Source organism: Nocardia carnea (genome assembly GCF_029869215.1).
Classification (GTDB): domain Bacteria; phylum Actinomycetota; class Actinomycetes; order Mycobacteriales; family Mycobacteriaceae; genus Nocardia; species Nocardia carnea_B.
This window is the reverse complement of sequence record NZ_JARWPM010000209.1, coordinates 73,712-90,272: the sequence shown is the minus strand read 5'-3', so window position 1 is coordinate 90,272 and position 16,561 is coordinate 73,712. Positions and strand designations below refer to the sequence as shown.

Genomic DNA, 16,561 nt, shown 5'->3' with positions numbered 1-16,561 from the left:
GCACAGGACCGCACGCGAAGGCATCGAAGGTGTCGTCGAGGGCGCGAAGGGCAAGGTCAAGGAGGCCGCGGGAGCGGTTCTCGACAACGACAGCCTGCGCACGGAAGGCAAGGCCCAGCAGGACCTGGTCGATGTGGTGGCGACCCTACGGGGTGCACCGCCGGCCGTGGCCGAGCGGACGCTCGAACGCCGTTTCCGGGCGGCGACGGGACTCACGCAGGGCGCCGTCCGGCAGATCGAGCGGGCCCGCACCGCCGCCCAACTGCTGGTCTCGGGCGAGACGCCCAGCGACGTCGTCGCCAAGCTCGGGTACTACGACGAGCCCCATCTCGCCCGCGCGCTGCGCCGGTACGTCGGCCGGACGGCCCAGCAGTTGCGCGCCCGGGCCGGTGGCGCGATCGCGCTCGATCCCGCTCAGCGCACGACCTCGTAGACGAGCTTGGTCACGCCGTTGGAGTAGGACGCCGAATCCCGCAGCCGCAGGGTCTGCTTGTCGCGGTCCGCGCGACTGAACAGGCTCTTGCCCGCCCCCAGCAACACCGGGAAAACGAGCAGGTTGTACCGGTCGATCAGATCGGCGTCCGCAAGGCGCCGGGCCAGTTCGGCGCTGCCGTGGAGGTAGATCGGGCCGCCGTCGGTCTGCTTCAGCTTCGCGACGTCTTCCTCGGTGCGCAGGATGGTGAGCGGACCCCACCCGTCGATCAGGGCGTCGTCGCTCAGGCTGGACGAGACGACGTACTTCGGCAGGTCCTTGTATGCGAGGTGATCGTCGGAATCGCGCCAGGTCGGGGCGAACGCCTCGTAACTGCGGCGGCCGAACATCAACGCGGTCGTATCGGCGAGTTCCTCACCTTTGAGTGCGAACGCCTCGGGCACGAATTCGGTGTCCATCACCCAGCCACCGCTGCGATGCCCCTCGACCTTTCCGCCCGGCGAGTCCACGACGCCGTCCAGCGACATGAAGCCTGTGTAGACGAGTTCGCGTGCCATCTGTTCCTCCTGAGTACGGGCCCTGTGTTCTGCCTGTGGTGAGACTAGGGACAGCGGGCCGCCGCTGTCTTGGACGAAACCGACACTGACAGGGATTCAGGTGCTCGCGGATCGCCTTTCCCGGCAGCGGGACCGCCCACACCGGCCGGCGGGGCCCGACGCCCGCAGGTAGGTACGGGCCGGACTCGACAACGCCCTAGGAGCCGGCGACCTCGGCGGCCGCGCGCCGATAACGGGCGAGCACGCCCGAGTTCCGCTGCGCGGTGTAGGTGCCGATATCGGACACCGGCCAGGTCGGTGGCCGGTGTCCACCGGACACTATCCACGCCGCTTGCCGTGCGGCGCCGTCGGCAACATATTCGCCGGGTTGCGGAACATGCACGGAGACCCCGAGTACGGACGGGGCGATCGCACGAACCGCGGCCGACCGGGCGCCGCCGCCGACCAGAGTGATCTGCTCGATCGAAACATTCTGCGCACGAACAGCTTCCAACGCTTCGGCCATCAGGCAGAGCAAACCCTCGACCGATGCGCGCGCGAAGTTCTCTCTTGTCATGGAGGACAACGTCATACCATTCAGCACGCCGGTGGCGTGCGGAAGGTTCGGCGTCCGCTCTCCCTCCAGGTAGGGCACGTGGACCAGGCCGCCCGCGCCCGGGGCGGCGCTCAATGCCAGCTCATCGAATTCGTCGTGGTTCACCCCGAGTACCGCGGCCATGGCGTCGAGCACCCGCGTGGCATTGAGGGTGCAGGCCAGTGGCAGGAATTTGCCGGTGGCATCGGCGAATCCGGCCACCGACCCGGTGGGGTCGGCCGATCGATGCTCCGACACCGCGGCCACCACACCGGAGGTACCCAGCGAGAGGAAGACCCGGCCGACGTCCAGTCCGAGTCCCAACGCCGCCCCGGCATTGTCACCGCATCCGGGCCCGATCATCGTGTGGGAAAGGCCGAGTGGGGAACCTCCCGTACCGGCCTGTTCACAGGGACCGTGGACGCGGGGCAGCACCAGGGAGCGGATATCTTCCTCGCGGCGCCGCAGAGCCACTGCGAGCAGGTCACGCCGGTAGGTTCCGGACACCGCGTCGAAGTAACCGGTCCCCGAGGCGTCGGAGCGGTCGGTCACCAGATCGTCCAGGGAGCCGGCGCCGCGCAGGCGCCAGGTGAGCCAGTCGTGCGGCAACGCCACCGCCGCGATGCGCGCGGCATTGCTCGGTTCGTGGTCCGCCAGCCACCGCAGTTTGGCGACGGTCAGCGCGGCCACCGGCACCGTGCCGACAGCCTCGACCCAGCGGCGCGCACCCAGCGCACGGTCACCGTCACCGAGTTCCCGGACGAGCGCGTCGGCCGCGTCGGCGGACCGCGTGTCGTTCCACAGCAGGGCGGGCCGGATGACCCGGCCGTCCTTGTCGAGACACACCATGCCGTGTTGCTGTCCGCCGACCGACACCGCGGCGACGTCGTCGAGCCCACCTGCTCGATCGAAGGCGAGTTGCAACGCATTCCACCAGTGCTCCGGGTCGATCTCGGTACCCGGCGGGTGTTCCGCGGCACCGTGGCGAACCAGCCGGCCGGAGTCGGCGTCGCGCACCACGATCTTGCATGCCTGGGTCGAGGAGTCGACACCGGCCACCAGCGTCATCGAATCCCCTGAGCGGTCTGCTGTCGCGTCACGAACATCCTCCATTCAACAGATCGGTCAGCACCGGGGCCGCCGACCGGACGAGCGCGGATCAGTATTTTTCGTAGCTGCCGATGGCGGCGACCTTCGCCGCCGAGGCCGATTCGGGGTCGAAGTGGTATCCGAGCCATTCCTTGGCCAGCCGGCGAGCCAGTTCGAGGCCGATGACGCGCTGCCCGAAGCACAGCACCTGCGCATCGTTGCTCAGGACCGAACGCTCCACCGAAAGACTGTCGTGCGCGGTGACAGCGCGAATGCCCGGAACCTTGTTCGCGCTGATCGCCACACCGAGGCCGGTGCCGCAGATCAGCAGTGCCCGATCGGCCTCACCGGCGGCAATCGTCCGCGCGGCGGTGACCGCAACATGCGGATAGGCGGTGTGCTCACCGTTTCCGATGCCCACATCGATCACTTCTGCGACCCGGTCGTCTGCCTCGAGATCGGCCTTGAGGGCATTCTTGTAGTCGAGCCCGGCGTCATCGCATCCGACCACGATCCTGAGCAATTCGGTCATCGGTGCGCTCCTTCTGTGACGAGTGGTTCGAAGAAATCGGCGACGACTCGCGCGCAGATCGCCAGTGAGATCGCGCCCGCGTCGGGGCTGCCGATACTGCGTTCGGCGAGCGGACGCGCCCGGCCGACCTTGGGACGCAATTCGGCCGTCGCGCGGGCCGCGGATTCGGCGGCGGCGGCCGCATCGTGCCAGGACGCACCGCTTTCGGCTCCCTCGACGAGCGGCAGCAGGGCGTCGAGCATGGTCTTGTCGCCCGGCCGGGCCTTGCCCAGGCGAGCGAGCACATCGTAGGCGGCGCGCAGTCCGGCGACGATATCGGCGTCGGTCGGGCGGCCGGCATCACCGAGCCGGTCCCCCAGTGCGGTCAGCGCCGCCCCCCACAGCACGCCCGAGGTGCCGCCCGCCTGCGCGGCCCACGCGGCACCGGCCGCCCTGAGCACTCCGCCCTGGCCTGCCCCGCGCGCGACGGCCGCGTCGGCGGCAGCGCAGGCCGCGGCAGTGCCCCGGACCATCCCGCGCCCGTGGTCCCCGTCACCGGCAATCGCGTCGATGCGGCCCAGTTCCGCTTCCGCCTCGGCCATTGCCGACGCGACAGCGTGCAGCGCCTCGGCGAGGGCGACGCCGCCCTGTCGTGCGGCGTCGTCCGCGGGCGCCGTGGTATCCGCCTGGCGGTGAGTGTGGGTGACGGCGCCGCGGCGAGCTTCCGGCGGAGCCTCGGCGAGGCTTCCCCGGCGATACGCCGGGGTATCCGCCGGCGCGGTCCAGAACCGCTCCAACTCCTCGTCGAGCCACATCACGGTCAACGAGCAGCCGGCCATGTCGAGGCTGGTCACCAGCTCGCCGACCTCCGGCTGGACCACCGTGTAGCCTGCCGTGCGCAGCAACTCGGCCGCGGTTGCCCACACCACGAACAATTCCTCGTACTTGGTGCGCCCGAGGCCGTTGAGAATCACCGCGATGCGAGCACCGGCGCCGGCCGGCTTCTCCTTCAGCACCCCGGTCACCAGCAGTTCGGCGAGTTCACCGGCGCTCGGCATCTCGTGTGTGGCGACGCCCGGCTCGCCGTGGATTCCGAGACCCAGCCCCATTTTTCCTGCTTCGACGGTGAACAGCGGCGTCGCGGCGCCGGGCAGCGTACAGCCGTCGAAGGCGACACCGAGGGTGCGCGTGTTGTCGTTGGCCAGGGTCGCGATCCGGAACACGCCGTCCAGGTCGTAGCCCGCCTCCGCCGCCGCGCACGCGCATTTGAACACCGTGAAGTCACCCGCGATACCGCGACGCGCGGCGATATCGTCGGCTGCTCCACTGGCGATATCGTCGGTGACGGCCAGGTACCGGGCCGGGATGCCCTCGGCGTTCAACTGCTCGACCGCCAGACCGAAGTTCATCACATCGCCCGCATAGTTGCCGGTGGTCAGCAAGACCCCGGCGCCGCCGTCGGCGGCTCTGGCCACCGAGGCCGCGGCGGCGGCCGAGGGTGAGGTGAAAATGTTGCCGACCACGGCGCCGTCGGCGAAACCGCGACCCACCAGCCCGCAGAACGCGGGATAGTGTCCCGTTCCCCCACCGACGACCACGGCGACTTTGCCCGGCGGTGTCGCAGACGCGCGAACCACCCCGCCCGGAACACCGGTGACATATCCCGCGTTGGCGTCGAGAAATCCGGCCAGCATATCGTCGGTGAACGATGCCGGGTCGTTGTACAGCCGCGTCATCAGATGCCCTCTATCGCAATCGTTGTCCGGATTCGGGATCGAACAGGTACACCCGTTCCGGCGGTACCGTCAGCGCGACCTCCTGGTGCACCGCGAAATGCTGCTGGGCCGGGGTCTCGACCAGTACAGGCTCCGCGATACCGGGTACATCCAGCGCCGCGCGGCCGAACTCCATCAAGTGTTCGAAGTAGCGCACCGACGCCGTCAGCCGGCCGGGGCCGCCCGGCTCGGTGGAGAGCCGGCTGTCCTGTGGCCGGATACCGACCTCGACCTGCTGACCGTCCGCGACCGTCGAGACAGCGACGGGAACCGTGCCGCCGCCGATCTGGACCACCGTGCCCGCACCGTCGCGGCGGACCACACCGTCGACGATATTGATCTGCGGTTCGCCCACGAATCCGGCGACGAAGCGGTTGGCCGGATCGTCGAAAACCTCGTCGGGTGTACCGAACTGCTGGATGATTCCGCCGTCCATGACGGCGAGCCGGTCGGCCAAGCTCAGCGCCTCCACCTGGTCGTGGGTGACCACGATCGTGGTGTAGCCGAATTCCCTTTGCAGCACCTTCAACTCGCGCCGGACCCGCTGGCGCGCCGAGGCGTCCAGATGCGAGAGGGGCTCATCCAGCAGCAGTACCGGCGGATTCCGGACCAGCGCCCGGGCCAGCGCGACCCGCTGCTTCTGCCCGCTGGACAGGCTCGCGGGCCGCAGGTCGAGTACATCCTGCAGTTCCAGCCGCTGCGCAATATCGCTGACGAGCCGGTCGGCGTCCGCGACCTTGCGCGCCTTCAACCCGTAGCCGAGGTTCTGCCGCACCGACAGCGGCGGATACAGGGCATAGCTTTCGAATCCCACGCCCACACCGCGCTTCCCGGGTGGCAGGTGGGTGATGGTGCGGTCGCCGATGCGGATATCGCCGCTGGTCACCGTCTCGAGTCCGGCGATCATCCGCAGTGTCGTCGTCTTTCCGCAGCCCGATGGCCCGAGCAATGCGACGAGTTCGCCCGGTTCGATATCGAGCTCGATGCCCTTGACCGCCTGAAAGCTTTCCCGGCCGCGTGCGACGTAGGTCTTGGTGAGACGTTCGAGGGTCAACCGTTGCGCCGTCGACCCTTTTCTGGTTTCGACTGTCATCGCCGCTCCTGGGTGTTGGCTGCGGCAGCACCGAGACGGAGACTGTCGCTGCCGGGTTCGCCTGCTTCGAAGATGTGCACATCGGCCAGCGGTACCGTCGCCACCACGGTGCCGCCCTCGCGAATATGCGGTCCGCCCGGGGACAGCGCGATCAGCGACGTTCCACCGATATCGACCGAGACCTCGATACTGCGCCCGAGTCGTTCGGTCAGCGTGATCACCCCGGTCAGGTTCGCCACCCCGGATGCGGTGTCCGCTACGGCGGCGAGGGTGATATCGCAGGGGCGGATGCCGAGCCGCACAGCGCTACCCGTATCGAGGCCGAGTTCGGTAGGCACCGGTATCTCGATACTGCTTCCGCGTACCCGCAGCGTGCCCTCGTCGACGATCGCATCGACGATGTTGATCTCCGGCTGGCCGAGCGCCTTGGCCACGAAGGTGTCGATCGGCCTGCGCCAGATGGCCGCCGGTGTATCCACCTGCACCAGCTTGCCATCGCGCAGGATGGCGATTCGGTCGCCGAGCGCCAGGGCTTCCTGATAGTCGTGAGTGACGTAGACGGTCGTCGTATTCGACATCCGACCGAGCTCGCGTAATTCCGCGCGCATGGCCGCACGCAGTTTCGCGTCCAGATGAGACAGCGGTTCGTCGAGTAGATAGACGTCCGCGGGCCGGATCAGCACCCGGCCGAGGGCCACGCGCTGGCGCTGCCCGTTGGACAGTTCCCGTGGAAACCGTTGCTGCAAATGGTCGATGCCGAGCGTCACTGTGACGGCATCGACGCGCTCCTGTTGCTGCGCCGCGGAGTACTTCCCGTTACGCCCGGAGCGCAGCGGGGAGGACAGGTTCTGCGCCACCGTCTGCTGTGGATACAGGGCGTAACTTTCGAATGCCATCGCCACATTGCGGTGATAGGGCTCGACGTTCGTCATATCCGCACCGCCGATATGTACTGAACCACTATCCACCTGGACCAGTCCGGCGATCGATTTCAGCGTGGTGGTCTTCCCCGCACCCGAGGGACCGAGGATGACGAAGAATTCGCCGTCGGCGATATCGAGCGAGACATCGTCGATGCCGACCGTCTTGCCGTATTGCTTGGTGAGTCCGTTGACCGTCAGATTCGCCATCAGGATTTCACCGCCCCGAAGGAGAGGCCGCGCACCAGGTATCGCTGGATGGTGAGCGCCAGGATCAGTGGTGGTAGTGCCGCGATCACCGCGGCAGCGGCGGTGAGGTTGTAATACGCCTGTCCGCCACCGCCGAGGTACTTCGTGATCGCCACGGTCACGGTGGCGGCATTGCTGTCGGCCAGGATCAGCGGGAACACGTAGTTGTTCCAGGCGAAGATGAACGCGAGCAGTGCCGCGGCGGCGATACCCGGCCGCACGAGCGGCAGCGCGACCATCACGAAGGCCCGCCGGCGGGTGTATCCGTCCAGCAGTGCGGCCTGTTCCAGATCTTCCGGCAGGTCTTGGAAATAGGACCGCAGGATCCATACCACCAGCGGCATCGTCACCAGCTGGAGCACCCATACCATGCCGACCTTCGTATCGAACAAGCCGATCTGGTTGTAGATGACGAACAGCGGAACGATCACCATCAGTTCGGGAGCGAACCGGAACGAGAGCATGGTGAACATCAGGTCGCTGGAGCCTTTGTACTGCCACCGGCCCGCCGCATAGGCTGCGGGAATACCGATGACCAGGGAAACGATCACCGCGCCACCGCAATTGATCAGGCTGGTGACCAGCGCCGCTTTGAAGTCCACGCTGGTGAGTTCGGTGCCCTTCCCGCTCAGCACCGTCCCGAAGTTCTCCAGGGTGGGGCTGAAGGTGAAGTAGGTGGTGGTCTGTTCCGCCGGCGTCTTCAACGCCAGCAGGACCATCCACACGATGGGGAACAGCGAGAAGACGAACCAGCCGATCAGCACGATATCCGCGCCCACGGAGGCCGGGGTGAAACGGCGCTGCCCGGGTAAGAGTTCCTTGGCCATGATCTACGACTCCGCTCCGGCAGCGCGACGCTGCGCCTTTCCGAGCACGCTCACCAGGACGCGTGCGGTGATGAACACGATCACCCACAGCAGGAACATGTAGGTGCTGCCGCGGGAGTAATCGAGGTTGATGATGGAATCCTCGAAGGCCCCGATCTGCAGGGTCCGCGTCGCCACGCCAGGGCCTCCCGAGGTGAGGACGTAGACCGCGTCGAAAACCTTGAGGTTGTCCATGAAGCGGAAGATGACCGCGACCAGGATGTAGGGCCACAGCATCGGCAGCATGAGCTTGCGGAACATGTAGAACCAGCTCGCACCGTCCACCGCCGACGCCTCGAACGGTTCCTTGGGCAGCGAACGGATGCCGGCGAGTACCAGGATCGCGACGAACGGGGTGAAGATCCACAGATCCACCAGGATCACCGACCACAGCGCATTGCCACTGCTGAGCCAGTCGAAAGTGGATCCGAGGCCGAGGACGTGGTTGAGCACGCCGAACTGCGGGTTGAACATGAGCTTCCAGATGACGGCCGCGATCACCGGCGCGATCATCAGCGGCAGGATCAGCACCTTCTCGAAAATCCGGCCGATAATGCTGGAGCGGTTGAGCAAGAGGGCGATCCCGACGCCGACGAGCGTCTCGAGGGCGGTGGCCACGACCGCGAAGGTGCCGGTGACCCGGACACTGGTCCAGAATTCGACGTCACCCAGCACGCTCACGAAGTTGCGGATTCCGACGAAGACCGGGTCGGGGTTCACCGCGGCGTAGTTGAGCACCGAGTAGTACGCGCCGATCACGAACGGGTAGAGAATCCCGACCACGATCAGCACCGCCGGAATCGACAGCAGGTACGGCCGCAGCGACCGCCGCCATCGCGGCACCTCCGGAGGGTCGGTTCGCTGTGCTGCCCCCGGCTTTTCCGGGTCGGCATGTGACGGTGGACGCACCGAGTGAGTGGTCATATCGACCTCCCTTTCTTCGACCCACGCCGGGTCAGAGATTGACCTTCGACGTACAGGTCTTGGCCAGGCTGGCCAATCTGGAACGGGCGCTCGCACCGCCGTAGATATCCTGCAGTGCGACGGACCAGTCCTCCGTGGTGTCGAAGAACTTCTTCTGCGGCGTGAACTGGATCTTCGAGCTGCCGATCACCGTTTCGAAGGCTTCCAGGTAGCCGGGCATACCGCCGAGCTGCTGTGTGAATACGCCGTCGAAAACCGACTTGCGCACGGGATCGGCGAAGATCCCGCCCCGCACGGCCTTCGAAAGGGCTTCCTTACCTGTGACCCACTGGATGAACAACCAGGCCGCATGCTTGTTCTTCGACTGCGCGTTCATCGCCAGCGACCAGGTCCACAGGTTGGTGTCGTAGTTGCCACCCGGTCCGGCGGGGCCCGGATACCAGCCGATATTGCCCGCTTGCGCACTGGCACCCGGCTTGTTCTTCGGGTAGGTCGCGCTGTCGGCGTCGTAGACCATCATCGCGGTGCCGTCACCGAGGTCGCCGGTGGCCTGGGGATAGTCGTAGGTGGTCCACGACGTCGGCCCGGCCAGGCGCTGCATTTCGATCCACTTCTCGGTGAAGTCCACCGAGGCGTCCGAAGCCATGGCGGCCTCGAGCCGGCCGTCGACGAGTGTGTAATCCTGCGCGCCCTCCCGGACGAATTGCGTCATGAAGCCGGGATGGATGGTGGCCCATGATTTGGATCCGCGGGTGGCGATGCCGTATCGGTTCTGGGAACGGTCGGTGAGATCGACGGCCAGCTGGATGAAATTGTCGAAGGTGTCGGGCAACGTGATCTTGCGCTGGTCGAAATAGGCCTTGTTGTAGGCGACCACGTTGTTCTCGAAGCCCCACGGGATCGCCCACTGTCCGCCGGTACCGAGCGGACTGCCGAGTTCGAAGTCCCATCGGGTGGAGGTCCGCAGACCCTCGTAAATATCCTCGAAGTCGTACTCGTCACTGGTGGCCGAGGAGTTGGCGATCCACGGGGCCAGATCCTCCAGCCAACCGGGGGGCCCGTACTGCCAGATGAAGTAGGCACCCAGCATGAAAACATCGTGTTTACCGGTGCCACCGGCCAATTCGGTGTTCAGCTTGGTGAAGTAGTCGGCCTCCGGCACCAGATCGGTATCGACGGTGATACCGGTCAGCTGGGTGAACTCGGCGAGCAGTGGTTGCAGCGACTGCTGGTACGGGTGCGGCGTCTGCAGCAGGTGCAGCGTCGTCCCCTCCGCTGCGCGCCAGTCGAAGGGCCCGCTCACCTCGCCCGCGCCGTTGACGGCCTCGACACCGCCACCCACGCCACAGGCCGAGAGCACCGGAAGCGCCGCGGCCGCCGCACCGGCCAGGCCCAGAGCCCGTAGCATGTCCCGGCGCGAGAACTGATTTCTGCTCATTTATCTGTTCCTCATCGAACTTTTCGGCAGGTCAGGAAGGAATCAGCGAAACCTTCACCGATTCGGTTCCGCCGGCCACCAGATCGAGACCTTGTCGAAAGTCGCTGAGCGGTAGCTGGTGGGTGCAGATCTTGTCCATCGGCAGGATGCCCGACTCGAGCATGCGGATGGCGGCCGGCCAGCAGTGCGGGCCCAGATGCGCGCCGCGCACATCGAGCTCCTTGTCGTCACTGATGATGCTCCAGTCGACGGAGACATCACTGCCGAAGACGCCGTACTCGACGTAGGTTCCCAACTTGCGCAGCAGGTTCAAACCCTGCGGCACGGCGGAGGGATGGCCGGTGCCTTCCAGGTAGACATCGGCACCGTAGCCGTCGGTGAGTTCCATGACGATGGCCTGGGCATCCTCGTCGCGGATGTTGATCACGATATCGGCGCCGCACTCACGAGCCAGCAGCAACTTCTCCGGCGCCATATCGAGCGCGATGACATGGGCAGGACTCTTCGCCCGCGCACCGGCCACCATGCCGAGACCGATCGGACCGCAACCCGCCACCACCACGACATCCTCGAAGGTGATACCCGCCCGCTCGACAGCGTGCAGCGAACACGACAGCGGCTCGGTGAATGCGGCGTGTGCGGCCGGCAGGTCCTTGGATACCTTGTGCACCAGCGCTTCCGCGGGAAAGACCATGAACTCCGCCATTGCGCCCGGGGTCCGGCGCTTGAAACCGTAGAGGTCGTGCGGTTGGCACATGTGGTACTGCCCGCGCAGGCAGTACCGGCATTTCCAGCACGGCACGATCTGCTCGGAGACCACGCGGTCCCCTACCTCCACGCCCCAGCGGGCGGCGCCCGCGGCGTCGATCTGCACGATTTCGCCGACGAATTCGTGGCCGGGGATCACCTCTGTCTCGGCCCACGCGGGGCGGTTCTCATCGCCCCAGAACTTCGCCGCCCCGTGGTAGCACTTCAGATCGCTCGCACAGATGCCCACTGCCTCGACCCGTACCAGCGCTTCGCCGGGCCCCGGTACCGGAACGGGAACCTCTTGCAGCCGGTAGTCCTCGGGACCGTGGCAGATCACCGCTTGCATCATCTCCGTCATCACCACTGCCCTTCATCCCTATGTTCCCGATCACAGTAACCCAGGTCGGCACATTGGTCCAGAACGAATGTTCACGGAATTATTGGCTTGAACCGATGTGCAATGCAATACTTCTGTCATGCACAGCAGCTCCGAAACTCGTGCGCCGACGGGCGCCGAGGGTGGCCGCTTCGCGCCGTCGCAGCTCTACGCGGCCGCGAAAATGTATTACGACGAGGACGCCACCCAGGCCGAAGTCGCCCATAAGCTGGGCGTCAGCCGGGCCACCGTGAGCAGGCTGCTGTCCGAAGCCCGCCGCCAGGGCATCGTCCACATCGAAGTCCGCGCACCGCAGGCCGACGACCGCGACGACCTCGCGGACACCCTCGCCGAGGCAATCGGCTTGCGACGGGTGCATTTATCCGCACCGCTCCCCGCACCGACCCCGGCCAAGCCGACCGTAGAGGTGATGGGAAGCTACCTCGCACCCGCTGTCTCACGGGCACTTTCGGAGGTCGGGCTCCTCCCCGGAGACGTGCTGCTGGTCTCGTCGGGACGCACCGTCCACCAAGTGGCGCAGTTCGACCTCGAACGCATCCCCGGCGTCCTCGTCGCCCCCACCGTCGGTGGCAACGACCAGCCCGAGGAGTGGTACCAGACCAACGAGATCACCCGGCTCATCTCCAACAAACTCGGCGGCCGGCCGAACTACCTGTTCGCCCCCGCGCTCCCCGGCCCCGAGCTCTACGACACCCTGCATGCCGATCCATCCATTCAGCGCGTGCTGAATCTGTGGCCCCGGGCGCGGTGCGCGCTCATGGGCGTCGGCGCGCCGCCGCTGCTGCGCGATGACATACCTCAGTTCGTGCCCACCACCTCCGCATCCCTGCGCGAAGCGGTCGGCGATGTGTGTTCACGGTTCTACAACCGGGAAGGTGAACCGGTCGACTTTCCCGGCCGCGAACGGCTGATTGCCGTGGAATTGTCCGTGCTGCAGAAGATCCCGGTGGGGATCGCCGTGGCCGTCGGCGCGGAGAAGGTGCCACCGATTCTCGCCGGGGCGCGCGCCGGATACTTCAACCAGCTCGTCACCGATCCCTCGACCGCACAACAGCTTTTGGAGAGTCTGTGAACTCGATTCGTCTCGACGGTAAGCGCGTCCTGATCACCGGTGCGTCGAAAGGTATCGGGGCCGATATCGCCGAGACTTTCGCGGAGGCGGGCGCTTCGCTGGTGCTCTCCGGTCGCGACCAGGATGCACTGGACGTCCAGGCCCGGAATATGGAGCAGCAGTACGGGGTTCGCGTCGCGGCAATGGCCGCCGATCTCGCCGATCCGGCCGCTCCCACGAGATTGGCTGCCGAGGCCGCGGCGGTCTTCGGTGGGCTCGACGTGCTCGTCAACAACGCGGGCATCTCACATCCGGAAATGGTCACCGACCTGACGGCGGCATCGTTCGACGAGGTCCTCACCGTCAATCTGCGCGCCCCCGCACTGCTCGCCGCCACCGTGGGTGCCGCGATGGCCCGTGCGGGCGGCGGATCGATCGTGACCGTCGCCTCTGCGGCCGCCCTGCGGGCCCTGCCCGAGCACTACGCGTACTGCACCTCGAAGGCAGGCCTGGTGATGGCGACCAAGGTGCTCGCACTCGAGCTCGGGCCCGACGGCGTGCGCGCGAACTCCCTGTGCCCCACCATTGTGCTCACCGATATGGGCCGCAAGGTCTGGGGTGCGGAAGCGAAGGCTGCGCCGATGCTGGCCCGTATCCCGCTGGGCCGCTTCGCCGCACCCGCGGAGGTGTCCGCGACAGCGCTGTTCCTCGCCTCCGACCTCGCCTCGATGATCAACGGCGTCGACGTTGCGATCGACGGTGGTTACGCGGTCAGCTGAGCCGAGCCAGGGTATGCACCTGGTCCCGGGTGGCCGGATACAGCTGCCGCCAGGTCTCGTACAGGGCGTCGTATCGCTCGCGGTGTTCCGGGTTCGGCGCGATCTCGCGGGCTATCCGCGTCCAATCGGTCTCCGGTGCGACCAGTCCCACGCCGATCGCGGCCAGCAGGCCGTCACCGTAACTCGCGCCGATGGTCTGTTCCGGCTGCAGCTGGGTCAGCCCGGTGATATCGCTCAGCGCCTGCGCCCACACCGGGCTGCGCAGCCCCCCACCCACGCCGACCGCCCGCAAGACCGGCGAATCAGCGTTGTCGAACATCTCCAGAATCTGGCGAATCCCGAAGGAGATTCCCTCGTAGGCCGCGCGGAACAGATGTCCACGCCCGTGCCGCAGCGTCAGTCCGGCCACGACACCGCGCGCGTCCGGATCGAAGACCGGCGTGCGTTCACCGGCCAAGTAGGGCAGTATCAGCAAGCCCTCCGAACCCGCCGGCACGGCCGCCGCCTCGGTCATCAGTACATCGAACGGTGCCCCGCCGGTCATCTTCTGCAACCAGTTGACCAGCGTACCCGCGGTCGACGTTCCCGCCGCGAGCGCGAACGTCCCCTCCTGGACTCCCGTCGTCGTCCACAGCGCCGGATTCGTATGGAACGATTCCAGTACCTGCACCAGGAACATCGTCGATCCGTACATCAGCATGAGGTCGCCGGGATCGCGCACACCCACGCTGAATGCCTCGGCATAGGCATCCACGGTGCCCGCGACGACGGGCGTACCCGCCGGAATCCCGGTCTCCGCGGCCGCCCGCTCGGTCACCGCGCCGACCACCTCCGACGGCCACACGAGCCGGGGCAGCGGCAGCGCGCCCAGAATCCGCCCGGCCCATTCGGCGTTCCAGTCGAAGTCGCGAATCGAATACAGTGGATCGCATTGGCTGGCCGTGTGATGGTCCTGGACATACTCACCGGTCAGCTTCGCCACGACGAATGAATTCGAGCCGTACCAGCGGCGGGCACGAGCGAACACCTCCGGCTCGTTCTTGCGCACCCATTCGATCTTCGGGCCGACCGCCTGACTCGACAACGATTTGCCCGCCCGCGACAGAATCTTCTCCGCGCCGAACAACTCGGTGAGTTCGGCGATCTCCACCGACGCCCGGGTGTCGATGCCGTACAGGATGGCGGGCCGTACCGGTTCGAGATCCTCGTCGCACAACACCAAGCACGGACCGACACCGCTGACGCACATCCCGGCGATCCGCGCCCCCGGCGGTACGGCGGCCATCAGTGTGCGACCGATCGCGCACACCTCCGCCCACCACAAACCCACCGCGTCGACCTCGGCCCACCCGGGCCGCGGCATCGACATCTCATGACTCACCTGATGCTCGGCAACCACCACTCCATCCGGTCGCACGAGCACCCCCTTACTACTCCCCGTCCCCATATCGATACCGACGAACAGCTCCACGAAAGTCAGCTTAGGGGCTGCTGCACGGATAGGGACTCGATCCGGCTTGCCGACAACTCGTCGACGGGTCACTCAGGAATCGGGTTGCCTGCCTGATCCTGCCGTCGGCGCAATTACAGCTGCCTCGAGTGGATAGGGTTCTGTTCGGCTGCGCTGCCGCGCCGGGGCAGGACACGCAGGCGGTGCACACTCGGGCACATCCGCCTTACGTAGACAGAACCGGCCTTCGGTGCTGTCGACCGCTGCCGCTATCGGTTCGCGGAGAGCATCGGGACCAGCCGGGCAAGCCCATCGGACCCATAGCCGGCGTCCAGTGCGCGGCGGAAGACAGCACCCGTCGCGTCGAGCACGCCGGTGTCGATTCCGTGGCGCGCGACCACACCCCGGAGGGTGGTAAAGGCTTCATACGCCGAGGAGATCGTGGTGTCGTCGCCGGGGTAGCGCCCGGCTTCGACCTGTTCGGCGGTTTGCGCCATCATCTCCGGCAACAGCGAAACCACGGCGGGCGCGAAGCGCGCGAGCTCGCCGCCCTTGATTCCCTCGGCCTCGGCGAGTGAGATGCCGAGGGATATCCCGAAGAGCGAGAGCCAGAACACCGACACCAGCGCGGCGTCGAATGCCGCGGCGCGACCGGAGTCCGCGCCCAGATAGACCCCCTGCCCAGCGAGGACCCCGAGTACCGGTTCGGCTGCGCCGTAGCCTTTCTCCGATCCGGAATACAGCAGCAGCGCCTCGGGGGTCCCGATACCTTGCGGGACCGCCATCACCGCGCCGTCGACATACTCCGCACCGAAGCGCGTGGCCCACGCGGCGCGCGCTCGCGACTGCTGCGGGGTCGAGGATGTCAGGTTGACCAGCACCTTCCCGTGCAGCGCCGGGCCGGCGGTACTCAACGCCTCCGCTACCGCGTCGTCGTTGAGCAAGGACACGATGGTCAGCGGAGCGGACGCGACCGCCTCGGCCGCCGACGGTGCCCGAGCGGCGCCGAGTTCGACCAGAGCGTCGGCCTTCGCCGCGGTCCGATTCCATACCGTCGCCGAATACCCTTGCGCCAGTAGGGTTTCAGCGATCGCAGAACCCATGAGCCCGAGCCCCAGCACCGTAACGGACGAACGTGACCCGACGGACATTCCGCACCTCCTGATTGTTTGATTATTTTCCAACTATTATTGTTGGAGGATCGCCAAACTGTCAAAGGCTGGAGGAGGCTGTCATCGTGCCCGTCGAGTTGCCGCACCCGGACACCGCCGACCTCGACCTGGCGGCGGTCCTGCACGCGCTGTCCGATCCGATCCGCCTACAGCTGGTGGCCTGCCTGGCCTGCGACGAGGGCGAGAACTGCGGCGCTCTCAGCCAGGGCATCGAACTGCACAAGTCCACGCTTTCGCACCACTACCGGGTGCTGCGGGAAGCCGGCATAACCCGGACAACGGTCGCCGGCCGCACCCGGGTGATGAACCTGCGCTACCAGGACCTGCAGACCCGGTTCCCGGGCCTGCTGGACGTGGTGTTCCGCGGTCTCGTCGAGATCATCGAGGATGACGAGAAGTGGACCGGATCGCCGGCCGATCGCACAAAATTGCTCGCCGCGCTGAAGCGACCGGTGGACGCGCGAACGTAACTCGAGACCGATGTGCGGCCCGAGTCGCACGACCCCGAATACCCGGCACCCGGAGGGTGTCGC

16 protein-coding genes and 1 pseudogene are annotated in these 16,561 nt (G+C 66.7%); 5 read left to right on the top strand and 12 right to left on the bottom strand.

What is annotated here, in order from left to right; translation table 11 throughout:
• Nucleotides 1–22 precede the first annotated feature (22 nt).
• Both QH276_RS14750 and QH276_RS14745 read left to right on the top strand, forming a co-directional pair.
• A pseudogene (locus QH276_RS14750) lies at nucleotides 23–133 on the top strand (CsbD family protein); the annotation flags it as partial.
• Entirely contained in the window at nucleotides 134–433 is a 300-nt protein-coding gene (locus tag QH276_RS14745) for a helix-turn-helix domain-containing protein (protein WP_348536955.1), read from the top strand. It abuts the pseudogene before it with no gap.
• On the opposite strand, the gene QH276_RS14740 is transcribed toward QH276_RS14745, so the two are convergent.
• From QH276_RS14740 to eltD, 10 genes are all read right to left on the bottom strand, one after another.
• Nucleotides 415–990 carry a dihydrofolate reductase family protein gene (locus QH276_RS14740; RefSeq protein ID WP_280398565.1) on the bottom strand — a complete coding sequence of 192 codons (576 nt, stop codon included), beginning with the start codon at nucleotides 988–990 and terminating at the stop codon, nucleotides 415–417. The genes QH276_RS14745 and QH276_RS14740 overlap by 19 nt on opposite strands.
• A gap of 196 nt (nucleotides 991–1,186) precedes the next feature.
• Nucleotides 1,187–2,632 (bottom strand): xylulokinase, encoded by a 1,446-nt coding sequence (xylB, locus tag QH276_RS14735; protein ID WP_280398652.1) that lies wholly within the window; start codon nucleotides 2,630–2,632, stop codon nucleotides 1,187–1,189.
• A gap of 91 nt (nucleotides 2,633–2,723) precedes the next feature.
• Entirely contained in the window at nucleotides 2,724–3,185 is a 462-nt protein-coding gene (locus QH276_RS14730) for a ribose-5-phosphate isomerase (protein WP_280398566.1), read from the bottom strand.
• Nucleotides 3,182–4,900, bottom strand: a complete 1,719-nt coding sequence (locus QH276_RS14725) for a dihydroxyacetone kinase family protein (protein WP_280406765.1) — start codon at nucleotides 4,898–4,900, stop codon at nucleotides 3,182–3,184. Before QH276_RS14725 ends, QH276_RS14730 begins: the two co-directional genes overlap by 4 nt.
• 10 nt (nucleotides 4,901–4,910) lie before the next feature.
• The gene (locus QH276_RS14720) at nucleotides 4,911–6,032 is read right to left on the bottom strand and encodes an ABC transporter ATP-binding protein (RefSeq protein ID WP_280398568.1); all 1,122 of its coding nucleotides are present in this window, start codon (nucleotides 6,030–6,032) and stop codon (nucleotides 4,911–4,913) included.
• Nucleotides 6,029–7,162, bottom strand: coding sequence for an ABC transporter ATP-binding protein (locus QH276_RS14715; RefSeq protein WP_280398569.1), 1,134 nt, complete (start codon nucleotides 7,160–7,162; stop codon nucleotides 6,029–6,031). Before QH276_RS14715 ends, QH276_RS14720 begins: the two co-directional genes overlap by 4 nt.
• Nucleotides 7,162–8,028 carry a carbohydrate ABC transporter permease gene (locus tag QH276_RS14710; RefSeq protein ID WP_280398570.1) on the bottom strand — a complete coding sequence of 289 codons (867 nt, stop codon included), beginning with the start codon at nucleotides 8,026–8,028 and terminating at the stop codon, nucleotides 7,162–7,164. The genes QH276_RS14715 and QH276_RS14710 overlap by 1 nt, the downstream gene beginning before the upstream one ends.
• Nucleotides 8,029–8,031: 3 nt before the next feature.
• Nucleotides 8,032–8,991, bottom strand: a complete 960-nt coding sequence (locus QH276_RS14705; RefSeq protein ID WP_280398571.1) for a carbohydrate ABC transporter permease — start codon at nucleotides 8,989–8,991, stop codon at nucleotides 8,032–8,034.
• A gap of 31 nt (nucleotides 8,992–9,022) precedes the next feature.
• Nucleotides 9,023–10,429 carry an ABC transporter substrate-binding protein gene (locus QH276_RS14700; RefSeq protein WP_432278615.1) on the bottom strand — a complete coding sequence of 469 codons (1,407 nt, stop codon included), beginning with the start codon at nucleotides 10,427–10,429 and terminating at the stop codon, nucleotides 9,023–9,025.
• 31 nt (nucleotides 10,430–10,460) lie between these two features.
• Entirely contained in the window at nucleotides 10,461–11,537 is a 1,077-nt protein-coding gene (gene eltD / locus QH276_RS14695) for an erythritol/L-threitol dehyrogenase (protein WP_280398572.1), read from the bottom strand.
• A 118-nt stretch (nucleotides 11,538–11,655) separates the two neighbouring features.
• On the opposite strand from eltD, the gene QH276_RS14690 reads away from it, so the two are divergent.
• Nucleotides 11,656–12,648, top strand: a complete 993-nt coding sequence (locus QH276_RS14690; protein WP_280398573.1) for a sugar-binding transcriptional regulator — start codon at nucleotides 11,656–11,658, stop codon at nucleotides 12,646–12,648.
• Nucleotides 12,645–13,406: an SDR family NAD(P)-dependent oxidoreductase gene (locus QH276_RS14685; RefSeq protein WP_280398574.1), complete on the top strand. Its 762-nt coding sequence runs from the start codon at nucleotides 12,645–12,647 to the stop codon at nucleotides 13,404–13,406. Before QH276_RS14690 ends, QH276_RS14685 begins: the two co-directional genes overlap by 4 nt.
• On the opposite strand, the gene QH276_RS14680 is transcribed toward QH276_RS14685, so the two are convergent.
• On the bottom strand, nucleotides 13,399–14,877 hold the full coding sequence (locus tag QH276_RS14680; RefSeq protein WP_280398575.1) for an FGGY-family carbohydrate kinase: 1,479 nt from the start codon (nucleotides 14,875–14,877) through the stop codon (nucleotides 13,399–13,401). The genes QH276_RS14685 and QH276_RS14680 overlap by 8 nt on opposite strands.
• A 248-nt stretch (nucleotides 14,878–15,125) precedes the next feature.
• Complete coding sequence (locus tag QH276_RS14675; RefSeq protein ID WP_280398576.1) at nucleotides 15,126–16,007, bottom strand: NAD(P)-dependent oxidoreductase; 882 nt, start codon at nucleotides 16,005–16,007, stop codon at nucleotides 15,126–15,128.
• A gap of 86 nt (nucleotides 16,008–16,093) precedes the next feature.
• On the opposite strand from QH276_RS14675, the gene QH276_RS14670 reads away from it, so the two are divergent.
• The gene (locus tag QH276_RS14670; protein WP_280398577.1) at nucleotides 16,094–16,498 is read left to right on the top strand and encodes an ArsR/SmtB family transcription factor; all 405 of its coding nucleotides are present in this window, start codon (nucleotides 16,094–16,096) and stop codon (nucleotides 16,496–16,498) included.
• The last annotated feature ends 63 nt before the right edge of the window (nucleotides 16,499–16,561 follow it).